Here is a 14,557-nt window from a genome sequence, read left to right as displayed (position 1 = left end):
GCGGCCCGGTGGTGCCGGGCCGCCCGGGCCTGGGCGGTGCTGGTTGCGCGTATGCCCGTCCGTCCCGTTCCCATGCGCGGGAGGGGGCGGGGGCGCGCTGGGGTCAGCGGCGGTCGGCGCCGGTGATCTTCCATGCGGCGGGCAGCAGCCCGGCCGCAAGCAGGACCTTCAGCGCGTCGCCGGCCAGGAAGGGGACGACGCCGAGGTCGAGCGCCTTGGCGAGGTCGACGTGGAGGGCGGCCATCAGGTAGGGGACGCCGGCGGCGTACATGATGGCGGTGCCGACGAGCATGGTCCCGATGGTGCGCAGCGGGGTGCGGTCGCCGCCGAGCTGCGCGAGCCGTCCGACCGCGGCCCCGGCGGCGACGAACCCGATGACGTAGCCGAGCGTGGGGAACCCGGCGCCGGAGGTGCCGTCGGTGAACCAGGGGACGCCGGCCATCCCGGCCAGCAGGTAGACCAGCATGCCCAGGCCGGCGCGGCCGAAGCCGAGGGCGGCGCCGGCGAGCAGCACCGCGAAGGTCTGCCCGGTCACCGGCACGGGGGTGCCGGGCAGCGGGACCGCGATCTGCGCGGCGACGCCGACGAGCGCGGCCGCGCCGATGACGAGCGCGGCGTCGCGGGCCAGCGAGCCGGGCAGCAGGTCGCCCAGGACGGCGGGACGCCGCCGGGCTGCGTGGGCAGTAGCCACAGATCCTCCCAAAACGGTTGTGTCAGGCCGAAACCTAGCGAACGGCCGGCGCGGGGTGGACGGCGCGGCCTACAGAAACGGGCGGGGCCGCTTTGTCGCCGCCGTGCCTCGACGGCGCCGGACGGCCGCGGACGGCGTCCGGCCGCGGTCAGGCGGAGGCGCGGGTGCGCGGGTCGCGGGCGAGGTAGACCACGTCGGGTTCGCCGCGCGGCACCGGGACCGGGCGGACCTCCACGGCCGCGAACCCGTCGCGCAGCAGCGCCTCGAACGCCGGCGCGGCGTTGGCGCTCCACACCGCGAGCACGCCGCGCGGCGTCAGCAGCGCCGCGAGGGCGTCCAGGCCGGTGGCGGCGTAGAGGCGGGCGTTGCCGGGCGTGACGGTCCAGTCGGGGCCGTTGTCGATGTCCAGGCAGACCGCGTCGAAGCGGCCCGCGTCCGGGGCGGAGACGTAGTCGAGCAGGTCGGCGCGCTCGACGGTGACGCGGGGGTCGTCGAGCGCGCCCCGGGACCAGGGCCGCAGCGCGGTGGCGTGCCAGGCGACGACGGCGGGTTCGCGTTCGACGACGGTGACGTGCGCCACGTCGGGGAGGGTGAGGGCCTCGGCGAGGGAGAACCCGACGCCCAGGCCGCCGATGAGGACCCGCGCGGGCCCGCCGGGGCGCCGCGCCGCCGCCTCGAGGGCGGCGCGGACCAGCAGCCGCTCGGACTCGCCGTTGCGGGTGTCCATGAGGAACACGCCGTTGCTGATGATCTCGTAGTCGCCGCCCGCGCGGCGCAGCACCAGCTCGCCGCCCAGTCCGGCGGCGCGCTCGACCACCACGGGCTCCTCGCGCGCGTCCGCAGCCGTTCCCATGCCCGCACCCTAGCCGCCGCGCAGGGCCTGCCGCGCGAGGCGGGCCGGGGCTGGGCGTCGGCGGCGGCGTCCGCTACGGTGCCGGTCATGCCCGAGATCGCACCGCCCGGCGGGCTGCTGCCGGGCCGCCGGATCCTGGTCGTCGGCGCGGGGACGCGGCCCAGCGACGATCCCGCCGCGCCGGTCGGCAACGGCCGCGCGATCGCGGTCACCGCCGCGCGGGAGGGCGCCGCGGTGGCGTGCGCCGACCTCGACGAGCACTCCGCGGGGCAGACCGCCGCGATGATCGAGGCGGAGGGCGGCCGGGCGCGGGTGGTGGTGGCGGACGTCACCGACCCGGCGTCCTGCGACGCCGTCGTGACGAAGGCCGCCGAGGGCCTCGGCGGCCTGGACGGGGTGGTGTTCAACGCCGGGATCGGCGTCGGGTACGGGCTGGCGGGCACGGCGCTGGCCGACTGGGACCGCGTCCTGCAGGTCAACCTGCGGGCGCCGTTCCTGGTCGGCAAGGCCGCGATGCCGGCGCTGGAGGCGGGCGGGGCGATGGTGTTCATCGGGTCGCTGGCCGGGACCAAGCCGGGCTCGCGGTCGCCGTCCTACGACGCCTCCAAGGCGGGCCTGACCGGGCTGGTGCGGCACATCGCCGCCGAGGGCGCGCCGCGCGGGGTGCGCGCCAACGTGGTGGCGCCCGGCCTGATCGACACGGTGATGGGGCGCGCCGCGTCCGACGGGAACGCGAGCCGCGACCGGGTCGCGGGGCTGATCCCCATGCGCAGGCAGGGCACGGCGTGGGAGGTCGCCGACGTCGCGGTGTTCCTGCTGTCGAAGCGCGCCTCCTACGTCACCGGGCAGGTCCTGCACGTCGACGGCGGCCTGTCCACCCTGCGCTGACCTTGGGAGCGGCATGAACGAGACCTCCACCGGCAGGACCGGACAGCCCGTGCGCGGCGCCGGGGTGGCGCTGCGGCCCGTCGCCGAGGCCGACCTGCCGCTCATCGAGCGGCTGCGCGGCGACCCGGAACTGGCCGCGCCGTTCCTGTGGCAGGGGTTCCGCGATGTCCGCAGGTTCCGGCGCAGCTGGGAGGACGACGGCATGCTCGGCGAGGACACCGGCACCCTCGTCGTCGCCCGCGGCGCCGCGTTCCTCGGCATCGTGTCCTACCGGCGCCTCGCCGCCGCGGGGCGGGCGTGGTGCTGGAGCATCGGGATCTCGCTGCTGCCCGAGGCGCGCGGCCACGGCGCCGGGTCGCGGGCGCAGCGCCTGCTGGCGGAGTACCTGTTCGCGCACACCACCGCCCACCGCGTCCAGGCCGAGACCGAGACCGGCAACCTCGCCGAGCAGCGCGCCCTGGAGAAGGCGGGCTTCACCCGCGAGGGCGTCATGCGCGAATGGGGGTTCCGCGGCGGCCGGTACCGCGACGAGGTCCTGTACAGCCTCCTGCGCTCCGACCTGCACCCGCACGGGCCGGGCGAGGGCGGGGGCGCCCCGGACGGCGCGGGCCCCGGCGCGGCGGGGTAGCCGGGAACACCCCTTCCCCTCCCACCGTTACCGTGTAACGATGTAATCATCGGGAGGTGCGATGGTCCCCCATGACAGCGATCCCCGCCAGGCCCCGCCCGGGCGGGACGAGCCGCCGCTGGACGCCTACTCCCGCGTGGTGTCCTCCGTCGCCCGCGAGCTGACCCCGCGCGTGGCGGCGCTGCGCGTCCGCGGCCGCCGCGGCGAGGGCACCGGGTCGGGCTTCGTGTTCACCGGCGACGGGTTCCTGCTCACCAACGCCCACGTCGTCGGCGCCGCGTCCGGCGGGCAGGCCGCGTTCGCCGACGGCGCCACCGGCGCGTTCACCGTCGTCGGCGCCGACCCCCTGTCGGACCTGGCCGTCGTGCGCGCCGACGGGCCCGTCCCCGACCCGGTCGCCCTCGGCGACAGCGACGCCCTGGTCGTCGGGCAGCTCGTCGTCGCCGTCGGCAACCCCCTCGGCCTCGCCGGCTCGGTCACCGCCGGCGTCGTGTCCGCCCTCGGCCGGTCGCTGCCGACCTCCCAGCCCACCCGCAGCGGCACCGCCGTCCGCGTCATCGAGGACGTCATCCAGACCGACGCCGCCCTCAACCCCGGCAACTCCGGCGGCGCGCTCGCCGACGCCCACGGCCGCGTCGTCGGCGTCAACACCGCCGTCGCCGGGATCGGCCTGGGCCTGGCCGTCCCGATCAACGCCACCACCCGCCGCATCATCGCCGCCCTGATCCGCGACGGCCGCGTCCGCCGCGCCTACCTAGGCCTGGCCGCCGCGCCCGTCCCCGTCCCCGCCGCGCTGCGCGAGCGGATCGGGCAGGACGACGCGCTGCGCGTCGCCGAGGTCGTGCCCGCCGGCCCCGCCGACCGGGCCGGGCTGCGCCGCGGCGACCTGGTCCTGACCGCCGGCGGCGCGCCGGTCTCCCACGCCCAGTCGCTGCAGCGGCTCATGTTCGCCGAGGCCATCGGGCGGCCCCTGCCGATCACCGTGCTGCGCAACGGCGCCATGGTCGACGTCATCGCCGAACCCGTCGAGCTCGACGCCGAACGCGCCTGACCCCCAGTACGCGCCTGACCCCCGGTTACGCGCCGCCCGGATCCTGTGGTCCTTCCGGGCCTCCAGGGCCTTCGGGGCCGCGGAACGTCGCGCGGTAGGACGAGGGGGACACCCCGATCGCCGCGTGCAGGTGCGCGCGCAGCGACGCCGCCGTCCCGAACCCCGCCCGCTCGGCGACCCGGTCCACCGGCAGGTCGGTCTCCTCCAGCAGCCGCCGCGCCGCCTGCACCCGCTGCGCCGCCAGCCACACCTGCGGCGACACGCCCGTCTCCTGCCGGAACCGGCGCGTGAACGTCCGCACGCTCATCGACGACCGCGCCGCCAGCCGCGCCAGCGTCACCGGGCGGTCCAGCCGCTCCAGCGCCCACGCCCGCGCCGCGCCCGTCGAGGACTCCCGCGACTCCGGCACCGGCAGCGCCACGAACTGCGCCTGCCCGCCCTCCCGGTGCGGCGGCACCACCGTGCGGCGCGCCACGTCCCCCGCCACCGCCGCGCCGTGGTCGCGGCGGATCATGTGCAGGCACAGGTCGACGCCCGCCGCCTCGCCCGCCGAGGTCAGCACCGCGCCCTCGTCGACGAACAGCACCGCCGCGTCCACCCGCACCCCCGGGAACATCTCCGCCAGCCGGGCGCACGACAGCCAGTGCGTCGTCGCCCGCCGCCCCTCCAGCAGCCCCGCCGCCGCCAGCACGAACGCGCCCGTGCACACCGACGCGACCCGCGCGCCCCGCCCGGCCGCCGCCGCGAGCGCGCCCGGCACCGGCCCGTCCCCGGGACGGGTCTCGTCCAGCACGTGCGACGCCGGCACGACCACCGTGTCCGCCGCCTCCAGCGCCTCCAGCCCGTGCGGCACCGCCACCGCGAAATCGGCGTCCGCCCGCACCGCCCCCGGCTCCACCGCGCACGACACCACCTCGTACAGCGCCGCGCCCCCCGCCGACCGGGCCTGCCCGAACAGCTGGTGGACGATCCCCAGCTCCATCGGCAGCACACCCTCGCGCACCACCACCGCCACCCGGTGCACCCCGCCCGCCATGGCCCGATCCTTGCACAGCATGGCTGACCGGCCACTCACCCTCGGCGCCCCCCGCCCGGCAGCATCGACACCGGACCGGCCGCCACCGAGCAAGCCGACCGAGAAGGCCGGCACCCAGAAAGCCGGCACCGGAGCCGACGAACCGGGAAGGAAGACAGCACCGTGAACGTCCTGTGGATCTTCGCCCACCCCGAGGGCCGCTCCCTCAACGGCGCGCTGCGCGACCGCGGCGCCGCCACCCTGCGCCGCGACGGGCACCGCGTCCGCCACTCCGACCTGTACGCGATGGGCTGGAACCCCCTCGTCGGCCCCGCCGACTTCGGCCACGACCCCGCGAGCCGCCTCATCGTCGGCGCCGCGTCCGAACGCGCCCACGCCGCCGGCGCCCTGGCCCCCGACATCCGCGCCGAACAGGACAAGATCACCTGGGCGGACGCGCTGGTCGTGCAGTTCCCCCTGTGGTGGTACGGGATGCCCGCCATCCTGAAGGGCTGGTTCGACCGCGTCTTCGTCCAGGGCTTCGCCTTCGGCGTCACCGACGACGAAGGCCGCACCCTCCGCTACGGCGACGGCGGCCTCGCCGGACGCCGCGCACTGGTCGTCACCACCGCCGGCGCCCGCTCCACCGGCCTGGGCCCCCGCGGCGTCCACGGCGCCGCCGAGGACCTGCTGTTCCCCCTCCTGCACGGCACGCTGTTCTACACCGGCATGGACGTCCTGCCGCCCCTGGTCGTCACCGGCGCCGACCGCGCCACCCCCGCCGACCACGCCGCGGCCGCCGCCGCCCTCGACGCCCGCCTGCACGCCCTGCCCACCGCCGACCCCATCCCGTACCGCACCGAGCGCGGCGGCGACTACACCGACGACCTCACCCTGCGCCCCCACCTGGCCCCCGGCCGCGCCGCCCCCTCCATCCACCGCCGCCCCACCCCGGAGCCCGCACCGGCGCCGGGCGCGATCCGCCGCTGATCGCGCCTGCGGACCCGGTTCCGCGGGTCACAGGAGGGCGAGCTGCTCCGGCCGAGGAGGCGGTGGCGGGGGAGGCGTGCGGGCGGGCCGGTGCGTCGCGCGGCCGCCGACGCCGTACCGGGCGGCCAGCTCGCGGACACGCCGCGCGATCCGCTCCTGGTACTCGCGTGGAGCGTAGGCGCCGCCGCGGTACAGGCGCGCGTAGGGGACCACCAGGTCGGGATGGTGCTCGCGCAGCCAGGACAGGAACCACTCCCGGGCCCCGGGGCGCAGGTGCAGCGTGATCGCCGACACCGACGTGGCGCCCGCGTCGGCGATCTGCCGGACCGCCGCCTCCAGCTGCGCGGGGGAGTCCGACAGGTAGGGGATCACCGGGCCCATCAGCACGCCGCAGCCGATGCCCGCCTCGTTCAGCACCGCGCACACCTCCAGCCGCCGGCGGGGCGGCGGCGTGCCCGGCTCCACCGCTCGCCACAGGTCGCGGTCGACCGAGCCGACCGACACCGCCGTGCTCACCCGCGTGCGGGCGGCCGCCTCCCGCAGCAGCGGCAGGTCGCGCAGGATCAACGACCCCTTGGTCAGGATCGAGAACGGGTTGGCCGCCTCCGTCAGCGCCGCCAGGACGCCCGGCATCAGCCGGTAGCGGCCCTCGGCGCGCTGGTAGCAGTCGACGTTGGTGCCCATCGCGATGTGCTCGCCCCGCCACCGCGGCGCCGCCAGCTCCGCCCGCACCCGCTCGGCGGCGTTGACCTTGACCACGATCCGCGAGTCGAAGTCCGCACCCGCATCCATGTCGAGGTATTCATGGGTTTTTCTGGCAAAGCAGTAAATGCAGGCATGTGAGCATCCCCGGTAGGGGTTGACCGTCCAGCGGAACGGGACGCGGGACGCCTCCGGCACCTTGTTGACGATCGTCCTGGCGCGGACCTCGTAGAAGGTCATACCGCGGAACTCCGGGGTGTCGAACGTGCGGGCCACCGCGCCGCGCTCGATCAGCGGCGGCGCCTGCCCGCCGGGCACGCCGGCCTCGTCCAGCCGGAGATGATCCCAGCGCATGCCCCACCTCCTCGAACGTGTGATCGATGAACCGTCCGGCCAGTATGGAACGCGTGTTCGAAGATCGCAATGCAGAGGATCGGGCATAACGGGACAGTGGGGGATCACACGGGCATCGCTGTTTCGTCCATGGCATCGCGGCGCGTGCGTAACAATGGGCCGCTATGGCATGGCGATCGAGGACCCGGCAAGCGGCGGCGGCGTTGACGGCGGGAGTGTCGGCGGGCGCGCTCGCCGCCTGCGGCATCACCGCCCTCGGCGGCACGGGCGGGCGCGAGGACGGCGCCCGCGGGCCCGTGCCCCCCGACGCCAGGGCCGAGTGCCCGGGCGTCCCCGCGCCCGACGGCGCCAAGGGGCGGCAGCTGCGCGGCATGTGGATCGCCAGCGTCGGCAACACCGACTGGCCCAAGGACCCCGGCGCCTCCGCCGCCGACCAGAAGAAGCAGTTCACCCGGCTCCTCGACACCGCCACCGCGATGAACATGAACGCGGTGTTCGTCCAGATCCGCCCCAACTCCGACGCGTTCTACCCCTCCCCGTACGAGCCGTGGTCGCAGTGGCTCACCGGCACCCAGGGCAAGGACCCCGGCTACGACGCGCTGGCGTTCATGCTCAAGGAGGCCCACGCCCGCAACCTGGAGTTCCACGCCTGGTTCAACCCCTACCGCGTGTCCCGCCAGGCCGACCTGAAGAAGCTGTCGCCCAAGAGCCCCGCCCGGCAGCACCCCGACTGGGTCCGCAAGTACGGCAAGGGCCTGTGGTACGACCCGGGCCTGCCCCAGGTCCGCGACCTGGCGACCAAGGCCGTCATGGACGTCGTCGGCAAGTACGACATCGACGCCGTCCACTTCGACGACTACTTCTACCCCTACCCCGAGGACGGCGACTTCCCCGACGACGCCGCCTACAAGGCCTACGGCGACGGCATGAAGAGGGCCGACTGGCGCCGCCGCAACGTCGACACCCTCGTCGAGTCGCTGTCGGCCCGCATCCACGCCGCCAAGCCATGGGTGCGGTTCGGCATCAGCCCCTTCGGCGTGTGGCGCAACAAGAGCAGCGACCCCGCCGGGTCGTCCACCTCCGCCCTGCAGAGCTACGACGACATCTACGCCGACACCCGCAAATGGATCAAAAAGGGGTGGCTCGACTACGTCACCCCCCAGCTGTACTGGCCCATCGGCGACCCCCGCGCCGACTACGCCGAGCTCGCCCCCTGGTGGGCCCGCCAGGTCGAGGGCACCGGCGTCCAGCTGACCATCGGCCAGGCCGCCTACCGCGTCGGCGAGGACGCGACCTGGCGCAAGCCCGCCGAACTGTCGCGCCACCTCGCCCTCAACGCCCGGTACCCGCAGATCGGCGGCGACGTGTTCTTCAGCGCCTCCGACCTCGCCGCCAACCGGCGCGGGTTCGCCGCCCGCCTCCGCGAGGACCACTACTCCCGCCCCGCCGTCCCGCCCGTCCCCGCCCGCCGCGGCGGGCAGGCGCCCCCCTCGGTGCAGGGCACCGCCGCCGTCCCGGCCTCCGGCAAGGACGGCAAGGGCGTGAAGGTCACCTGGCGGACCTCGCAGGGCGCGGTCTCCTACGCCGTCTACCGGGTCGAGGGCGGCAAGCCCGGCTGCGCCCCCGTCCGCCCCCGCGACCTCATCGCCGACGTCCGCGGCGGCGGCATCATCGACCCCGCCGCCAAGCCCGGCCGCTCCTACACCTACTACGTCACCGCCCTTGACCGGCTCCACCACGAGAGCCGACCCGGACGCGGCGCGACGGCCACCGCCCCCGAGGGATAATGATCATGGTCCGTGGGCAGGAATCCTGTCACCTGACCACCCCCCGGAGGTATGAAGCATGGCGCTGTCGATGGAGGAGCAGCGGATCCTCAGCCAGATCGAGGTCCGCCTGAGCGAGGACGACCCCCGCCTGGCCCAGCGCCTCGCACGCCTCGGCACCCCCCGCGCCCGCCGCGCCCGCACGATCGCCCTCGCCGCGGCCGCCGCCCTCATCGTCCTGGCCGCCGTAGCCGCCGGAATCGCCGCCGCCCTCCTCTAACCCCACCCCGCCCCGCCGCCTCCCGCTACCCAGCCACCCGGCAGGGCCCGCGCCCGCGAGGCGCCCGCGGCGGCGGCTTGAGCACGCCGCCGGCCGCCCAAGTCGGCCCGCGAGGAGGGATCGGACCGGGTTCTGGCTGCAGCTCCGCCGGGGCGACGACGGTTCGGTGACGGCGGGCCCAACTCGCGGCCGACCGCTGGCGCCTACCGCTGATTCCCGCACTCGGCCTCCTCGCGGCCGCATGACGCTGGTGCTTCGATACCAGAAGCGCTAGCGGGCGTCTTCGGAGCCGGAGGCGGAGAGGGTCGCGGCCCACTCCGCGGACCACCGGACGAGCGGGCGCAGCGCGCGGCGGGCGCCGTGGCCCAGCTCGGTGAGGGCGTAGGTGGTGTCCGGAAGCTGCTCGACGAGGGAGGCGTCGAGCAGCTCGGTCAGCCGTTGCCGCAGCACGCTGGAGGACATGTCGTCGCAGCGCTCCTGCAGCGCGCGGAACCCGACCGGCCCGTGTTGCAGTTCCCAGACGATCCGCAGGTTCCACCTGCGGCCGAACAGGTCGAGGGCGGCCATCAGCGGCCGGCCGGTGCTCGACCCTCGGACCGCCCGTCCCGGCCTGGGTGCCGCCATCCGTCGTACCGTCCCATCTTGCTGCTTCGATATCCGACACACTATCGTGTATCCGTCGATTCGATTTCCGAAGCACTGAGGAAGGCGGCGCCGGGACGCGGCCCGGCAGCCGCGGGCGGCAGAGCCGAACCCGGCCGTATCGGCACGTCCTCGCAAACGCCCGGTGCTCCGTCGCCGGGATCGAACAATCCGAGCGTCAATTCGAAGTCGGACATGTCCGGCCGAACACAGGAGGTCCCCATGGCCAAGGGCTACTGGGTCAGTGTCTACCGCGCCATTTCCGACCCTGAGAAGCTGACCGCCTACGACAAGCTGGCCGGTCCGGCCGTCCGAGCCGGCGGCGGGCGGCTCCTGTCCCGTGGCAGCCGAGTCGTCGCCCACGAAGCCGGAAACACGCAACGCGTCATTCTGATCGAGTTCGACAGCTTCGAACAGGCCGTCGCGGCATACGAGAGCGAGGCATACCAGAAGGCGCTGGTGGTCCTCTCCGACAGCGTCGAGCGCGACTTCCGCATCATCGAAGGCATCGGCTGAAGGACGGGCCCAGCCATCTCCGAGCATCGAGCGTCAGTTGAGCGTCAAAGGTGGGCCGATGTCCTGGCCGGATGTCACGGTGGTCGATGCGTGCGTGCGGCGCGACGGCCGGGGCGGCAGCCCCACGGCCGTCACCGACGACGACCCGGCGGCGACGGACGCGGACCGGCGTGCGGTCGCCGCTGCGGCCGGCACCTCGCACGCGGCGTTCCTCGGCCCGGGGCAGACGCCGGACGGTGGCCGGCCGGTCCGGTTCTTCACCGCCACCGCCGAACTTTCCGGCTGCGGCCACGGCACCGTTGCCGCGCAGGCCGTCCGGTTGACCCGCACCGCGCTGGGCGAACTGAACGACCGCCAACACACCGGCGGGCGCACGTTCGACACCGTCGCGATCCGCCGCCCCGCCGGCATCGAGGTGTGGTTCGACCAGGGCCTCGTCGCGCTGCGTCACCCGGCACCGGACGAGCGCGCCGCGATCGTCGCCGCGCTCGGGCTCACCGCGGACGATCCGCATCCGACCGACGCGCCACGGATCGCCGCGCCCGGCGCCCCGCGCATGCTGGTACCGGTAAACGACCGGTCGGCGCTGCTCCGAGCCCGCCCCCACCTCGGCAGGCTGACGGCGGCGTGCCGGCGGTACGGGCTCCTCGGCTGTTTCGTGTACGTACCGCCGGTGGGCGACCGACCGGGTGCGGCGCGGATGTTCGCGCCGGCGATCGGTGTCGACGAGGACGTCGCCAACGCCAACAGCACCGGCTGCCTGGCCGCCCACCTGCTCGACACGACAGGGGCGCAGAGGGTCGCGATCGAGGTGGAGCAGGGGGACACCCTCGGTCGACCGGCCAGCGTGCTCGCTTCGGCCCGGCGCGGGCCTGCGGGCATCACCACCCGGGTCGGCGGGTTGGCGGTGGTCCGCGACGGACACTGAGGGCGACGACTTGACCGTCCTCCTCATCCCGGTCGAGCTACCGCCAAAACTCGGTCCAATCGTCCTCGCGGGCCGGTCAGGCGGACGCCGCCGCCCGGCCGGGTCAGCGGGCGCGGTCGTAGATCAGGGCCATCTCGCCCGGCTCGCCGGTCTCCCGGCGGCTGACCGCCCACCTGCTGGGCGGCAGGAGGGTCCGTGGGACGTGCGAACGCCAAGGCCCCGGCGGGGCGAGCCCGCCGGGGCCTTGGCGTTCAAGCCGGTGTGGTGGTCGCCTCACGGCGAAAGGCACAACGAAGCTCCAGCCCGGACCGCATGGGACCGGCGGTATTCCCCGAAGGCATCAGGTAGAGCCCGGGGGACACATGCCACACCGACGCACCCACTGTAGCGGCTCCGCGCGGGTGCCTCCTCCATCGCCACCCCGCATGTGAACTTCACCTCACCCCGCGGTGAGGGTTGCCTGCGCCCGTGCACCGGTCCGCCCGCAGACGCGTCCACGAATATGAGTCATGCGGGAAATGCGGGGAGACCGCCCGGTCGCCACGCGGGGGGCCCGCACGACCGCGAGCACCGGCGGCGAAACCCGGCACAGGTGAGGAGACGGGGAAGTGCGCACCACGGGGACGGGGACCACGAGGCCTGCGGGCGGCGGAACCACCGGCAGGGACGACGGCGGCGTGGCGATGGCCTGGGATCTGGACACCGGGCCCCGCGCCGCGGCCCGGGCACGCGAGCTCACCCGCCGGACACTGCGGCGGTGGCGCGTCACAGGCCCCGACGACACCGACGACATCGTCCTCATCGTGGACGAGCTCGTCACCAACGCCGTCGTGCACGGCGCCGGGCCCGTGCGCCTCGCCCTGCGCCTGGACGCCACCCGGGCGGGGGTCCGCCTCACCGGCGAGGTCGGCGACGCCGACCCCCGCGCGCCGGGCGCGCCCGGCGCGCCGCCCCCCGTCCTGGACTGGTCCGAGGCCGGCCGCGGGCTGCTGCTGGTCGCCTCCCTCGCCACCGAGTTCGGCGCCCGGCCCGCGCCGCCGGGCAAGGCCGTCTGGTTCACCCGCGACCTCGACCCCCTGGACACCCCCGCCCTCGCCGTCGACACCCCGGCCGACTGAACCCGCCCGGGTCAGGCCTGCAGGGGGCAGCGGTCCACGACCCACACGTCCTCGTCGTCGCCCGCCGGAGGCGGCGGCTCGTCGGTGAGCCGGTCCAGATGCCACTCGATGTGGGCGAGCGGGCCCCGCCAGCCCGCCAGCAGATCCGCCAGGGGACGCGGCGGGCCCGGCGGCCCGTACGGGCGCGGATCGGGCAGCTCGGCCTCCCACAGCGCGTCGTCGCAATCGGCGGCCCAGTGCGCGACCGCCTCCAGCACCTGCCGCAGATCGCGCGCCAGGTCGCTCAGCGACCGCAGCGCCATCGCGTCCTGGATCATCCGCTCCCGCGCGTCATAGGGCATCTCCCGCCCGAAGGCGGGCGGGAACGCCGGGGGGCGGCCCTCCAGCACCGGGTCCTCACCCGTCGCCGCCGACCGGATCGCCGCCACCTGCCAGCGCGTCCACTCGGCCAGATGCCCCAGCACCCCGCGCAGCGCCGCCGCGCCCGCGCCGCCGCCGCGGACCTCCGCGGCGGCGTCGCGCAGCCGCGTCCGCACCGACTCCAGCCGGTCCAGCGTCCACGCCCGGGCCCGCGCCGCGCCCGCCGGGCCCCGCGGCCCCGCCTCTGCCGCAGGGCGCGGCATCGGCACCCGCAGCGCCGCCAGCAGCTCGTCCAGATCCCGCACCTCCGCGCCCCGCCCCGACAGGAACGCCGCGCCGATCCGGTCGAGCCGGAACATCCGCGGCCCGTCGCGCATCCGGCACCACCCCACCAGGTACTCCCCGTAGGGGGCCACGACCAGGCCGTGCGCCTCGACGTCGCGGAAGCTGCGCGCCCCCGCCTGGTCGGTGTAGGCCAGCCGCACGACCCGGCGGGTGCGGACCGCCTCGGCGAGCGTGTCGTGCACCGGGCCCAGCAGCGAGCCCACCTCCGACAGCGGCTCGCGGGCGGCGGACTCGGGCAGCGCGTACCCGCGGCCCTTCTCCGCCCGCACCGGCAGCCCGCCGTGCGTCAGCAGCTCCAGGTCGCGGCGGACGGTCCGCTCGCTGACCCCGAGCCGCGCGGCCAGCACCGCCGGGTCCAGCGGGTCGGGGGAGGCCGCACGCAGCTCCGCGACGAGCGCCAGCAGCCGATCTACGCGATCCACGCACCCATCGTGACCCCGTCCGCCGCCCTCGCACCCTTCCGAAGGGGCTTAAAACCCTTACCGGCAAGGGTTTTCGGGCCTCGCGCCGCACCGGGCCCCGGTGGACGGGGCCGGTGCGGCGCGGGTCAGCGGCCCGACAGCTCCACCGCCAGGCCCTGGAAGTCGGCCGCCGTCAGCGACAGCGCGCTGCCGATCGCCTGCGTCGCCTCCGCGCTGCCCAGATGCCGCTGCGCGGCGCGGTCGAGGTAGGCCTCCACGAGCCGCGCGCCGGTCAGCCTGCCCCGCGGCCGCAGCGAGCCGACCTCGCGGTTCACCACGGCCCAGGCGTCCGACCCGAGCCGCAGGCTGCGCTCCTCGGCCAGCAGCCGCACCAGCGCCGCGCGCGCCTGCGCGCCCGACAGGTCCGGCAGCGGCACCGCCCGCAGGTCGGTCACCAGCTCCGGCGACGCCGCCGACAGCTCACCGACGCGGTCGGGCTCGCACGTGCCGAGCAGCGCGGTGTCGTTCACGCCCTCCAGCCGCGTCCGGTACAGCACCGAGGCGTAGGCCGGGCCCTGCGCCTCGTCCAGGATCAGCCCGTCCAGGCCGTCCAGCAGCAGGACGTGGCCGGAGTGCTCCTCCAGCGCGGCCCGCAGCCCGTCGGGGCCGTGCTCGCGCAGGTCCTCGGCGTGGACGGCGTGGACCTCGCCGCTGGAGGCCTCGACCTCCGCCAGCGCGCGGGCCACCATCCGCGCCAACCGCCGCTGCCCGCTGGACGGCGCGCCGATCAGCAGCAGCGCCGGCGCCGACGCGCTCGAGACCTCCTGGCCGCGCAGCCGCCGCGCCCACTTGCCGCGCCGCCGCACCTCGGTGACCACGCGCTCGATGTCGTCGGCGCCGCACAGGAACCGGACGCCGTAGGCCTCGGCGACCTGCGGGGCCTGCTCGGGCACGGGCGCGGGCGGCAGCGGGGGCGGCGGCTCGGGCACCGGCGCCGGAGGCGGCGGCAGGTCGGCGTGCGGCGCGGGC

At 75.8% G+C, this 14,557-nt stretch carries 16 protein-coding genes; 9 read left to right on the top strand and 7 right to left on the bottom strand.

Annotation, left to right across the window (positions count from 1 at the left end):
- Positions 1-103: 103 nt before the first annotated feature.
- Both ABWI07_RS39645 and ABWI07_RS39640 read right to left on the bottom strand, forming a co-directional pair.
- Positions 104-691, bottom strand: a complete 588-nt coding sequence (locus ABWI07_RS39645) for a biotin transporter BioY (protein WP_149258508.1) — start codon at positions 689-691, stop codon at positions 104-106.
- Between the two features lie 148 nt (positions 692-839).
- On the bottom strand, positions 840-1,544 hold the full coding sequence (locus ABWI07_RS39640) for a spermine/spermidine synthase domain-containing protein (protein WP_353821668.1): 705 nt from the start codon (positions 1,542-1,544) through the stop codon (positions 840-842).
- Between the two features lie 87 nt (positions 1,545-1,631).
- Here ABWI07_RS39640 and ABWI07_RS39635 point away from each other — a divergent pair, with 87 nt between their 5' ends.
- From ABWI07_RS39635 to ABWI07_RS39625, 3 genes are all read left to right on the top strand, one after another.
- Entirely contained in the window at positions 1,632-2,432 is an 801-nt protein-coding gene (locus ABWI07_RS39635; protein ID WP_353821667.1) for an SDR family NAD(P)-dependent oxidoreductase, read from the top strand.
- Positions 2,433-2,445: 13 nt separating this feature from the next.
- Positions 2,446-3,060, top strand: coding sequence for a GNAT family N-acetyltransferase (locus tag ABWI07_RS39630; RefSeq protein ID WP_353821666.1), 615 nt, complete (start codon positions 2,446-2,448; stop codon positions 3,058-3,060).
- 61 nt (positions 3,061-3,121) lie between these two features.
- Positions 3,122-4,111 (top strand): S1C family serine protease, encoded by a 990-nt coding sequence (locus ABWI07_RS39625; RefSeq protein WP_149258504.1) that lies wholly within the window; start codon positions 3,122-3,124, stop codon positions 4,109-4,111.
- A 25-nt stretch (positions 4,112-4,136) separates the two neighbouring features.
- Here the strand turns inward: ABWI07_RS39625 and ABWI07_RS39620 are convergent, their stop codons facing one another.
- Positions 4,137-5,147, bottom strand: a complete 1,011-nt coding sequence (locus tag ABWI07_RS39620; RefSeq protein ID WP_353821665.1) for a GlxA family transcriptional regulator — start codon at positions 5,145-5,147, stop codon at positions 4,137-4,139.
- A 162-nt stretch (positions 5,148-5,309) separates the two neighbouring features.
- Between ABWI07_RS39620 and ABWI07_RS39615 the strand changes: the two genes are divergently transcribed.
- Positions 5,310-6,116, top strand: a complete 807-nt coding sequence (locus tag ABWI07_RS39615) for an NAD(P)H-dependent oxidoreductase (protein WP_353821664.1) — start codon at positions 5,310-5,312, stop codon at positions 6,114-6,116.
- Between the two features lie 27 nt (positions 6,117-6,143).
- Here the strand turns inward: ABWI07_RS39615 and ABWI07_RS39610 are convergent, their stop codons facing one another.
- Positions 6,144-7,172, bottom strand: a complete 1,029-nt coding sequence (locus tag ABWI07_RS39610) for an Rv2578c family radical SAM protein (protein ID WP_149258501.1) — start codon at positions 7,170-7,172, stop codon at positions 6,144-6,146.
- A 164-nt stretch (positions 7,173-7,336) separates the two neighbouring features.
- On the opposite strand from ABWI07_RS39610, the gene ABWI07_RS39605 reads away from it, so the two are divergent.
- Together ABWI07_RS39605 and ABWI07_RS39600 are read left to right on the top strand one after the other, a co-directional pair.
- Positions 7,337-8,959, top strand: coding sequence for a glycoside hydrolase family 10-like protein (locus ABWI07_RS39605; protein WP_353821663.1), 1,623 nt, complete (start codon positions 7,337-7,339; stop codon positions 8,957-8,959).
- A gap of 58 nt (positions 8,960-9,017) precedes the next feature.
- Positions 9,018-9,218: a DUF3040 domain-containing protein gene (locus ABWI07_RS39600; RefSeq protein ID WP_149258499.1), complete on the top strand. Its 201-nt coding sequence runs from the start codon at positions 9,018-9,020 to the stop codon at positions 9,216-9,218.
- 270 nt (positions 9,219-9,488) lie between these two features.
- Here ABWI07_RS39600 and ABWI07_RS39595 read toward each other — a convergent pair whose 3' ends face one another.
- Entirely contained in the window at positions 9,489-9,842 is a 354-nt protein-coding gene (locus ABWI07_RS39595; protein WP_353821662.1) for a winged helix-turn-helix transcriptional regulator, read from the bottom strand.
- Between the two features lie 240 nt (positions 9,843-10,082).
- Between ABWI07_RS39595 and ABWI07_RS39590 the strand changes: the two genes are divergently transcribed.
- The 3 genes from ABWI07_RS39590 to ABWI07_RS39580 all read left to right on the top strand — a co-directional run bounded on the left by ABWI07_RS39590 (position 10,083) and on the right by ABWI07_RS39580 (position 12,422).
- Positions 10,083-10,376 (top strand): DUF1330 domain-containing protein, encoded by a 294-nt coding sequence (locus tag ABWI07_RS39590; RefSeq protein WP_149258497.1) that lies wholly within the window; start codon positions 10,083-10,085, stop codon positions 10,374-10,376.
- Positions 10,377-10,434: 58 nt separating this feature from the next.
- On the top strand, positions 10,435-11,304 hold the full coding sequence (locus ABWI07_RS39585; RefSeq protein ID WP_353821661.1) for a PhzF family phenazine biosynthesis protein: 870 nt from the start codon (positions 10,435-10,437) through the stop codon (positions 11,302-11,304).
- Positions 11,305-11,912: 608 nt separating this feature from the next.
- Positions 11,913-12,422: an ATP-binding protein gene (locus ABWI07_RS39580; RefSeq protein ID WP_149258495.1), complete on the top strand. Its 510-nt coding sequence runs from the start codon at positions 11,913-11,915 to the stop codon at positions 12,420-12,422.
- An 11-nt stretch (positions 12,423-12,433) separates the two neighbouring features.
- On the opposite strand, the gene ABWI07_RS39575 is transcribed toward ABWI07_RS39580, so the two are convergent.
- Together ABWI07_RS39575 and ABWI07_RS39570 are read right to left on the bottom strand one after the other, a co-directional pair.
- The gene (locus ABWI07_RS39575) at positions 12,434-13,549 is read right to left on the bottom strand and encodes a helix-turn-helix transcriptional regulator (RefSeq protein WP_149258494.1); all 1,116 of its coding nucleotides are present in this window, start codon (positions 13,547-13,549) and stop codon (positions 12,434-12,436) included.
- A gap of 125 nt (positions 13,550-13,674) precedes the next feature.
- Positions 13,675-14,557, bottom strand: an 883-nt coding sequence (locus tag ABWI07_RS39570) for a hypothetical protein (RefSeq protein WP_353821660.1), incomplete at its 5' end; no start/stop codon positions are given.

It is taken from the genome of Actinomadura sp. NPDC000600 (assembly GCF_040492135.1).
GTDB lineage: Bacteria > Actinomycetota > Actinomycetes > Streptosporangiales > Streptosporangiaceae > Spirillospora.
The sequence above is the reverse complement of the archived record's forward strand: the minus strand, read 5'-3'. Positions and strand labels throughout refer to the sequence as shown.

Bases quoted from the DNA above. Each gene is read 5' to 3' on its own strand.
- ABWI07_RS39640 (WP_353821668.1), bottom strand. From the start codon at position 1,544: ATGGGAACGGCTGCGGACGCGCGCGAGGAGCCCGTGGTGGTCGAGCGC.
- ABWI07_RS39635 (WP_353821667.1), top strand. From the start codon at position 1,632: ATGCCCGAGATCGCACCGCCCGGCGGGCTGCTGCCGGGCCGCCGGATC.
- ABWI07_RS39630 (WP_353821666.1), top strand. From the start codon at position 2,446: ATGAACGAGACCTCCACCGGCAGGACCGGACAGCCCGTGCGCGGCGCC.
- ABWI07_RS39625 (WP_149258504.1), top strand. From the start codon at position 3,122: ATGGTCCCCCATGACAGCGATCCCCGCCAGGCCCCGCCCGGGCGGGAC.
- ABWI07_RS39620 (WP_353821665.1), bottom strand. From the start codon at position 5,147: ATGGCGGGCGGGGTGCACCGGGTGGCGGTGGTGGTGCGCGAGGGTGTG.
- ABWI07_RS39610 (WP_149258501.1), bottom strand. From the start codon at position 7,172: ATGCGCTGGGATCATCTCCGGCTGGACGAGGCCGGCGTGCCCGGCGGG.
- ABWI07_RS39605 (WP_353821663.1), top strand. From the start codon at position 7,337: ATGGCATGGCGATCGAGGACCCGGCAAGCGGCGGCGGCGTTGACGGCG.
- ABWI07_RS39600 (WP_149258499.1), top strand. From the start codon at position 9,018: ATGGCGCTGTCGATGGAGGAGCAGCGGATCCTCAGCCAGATCGAGGTC.
- ABWI07_RS39595 (WP_353821662.1), bottom strand. From the start codon at position 9,842: ATGGCGGCACCCAGGCCGGGACGGGCGGTCCGAGGGTCGAGCACCGGC.
- ABWI07_RS39590 (WP_149258497.1), top strand. From the start codon at position 10,083: ATGGCCAAGGGCTACTGGGTCAGTGTCTACCGCGCCATTTCCGACCCT.
- ABWI07_RS39585 (WP_353821661.1), top strand. From the start codon at position 10,435: ATGTCCTGGCCGGATGTCACGGTGGTCGATGCGTGCGTGCGGCGCGAC.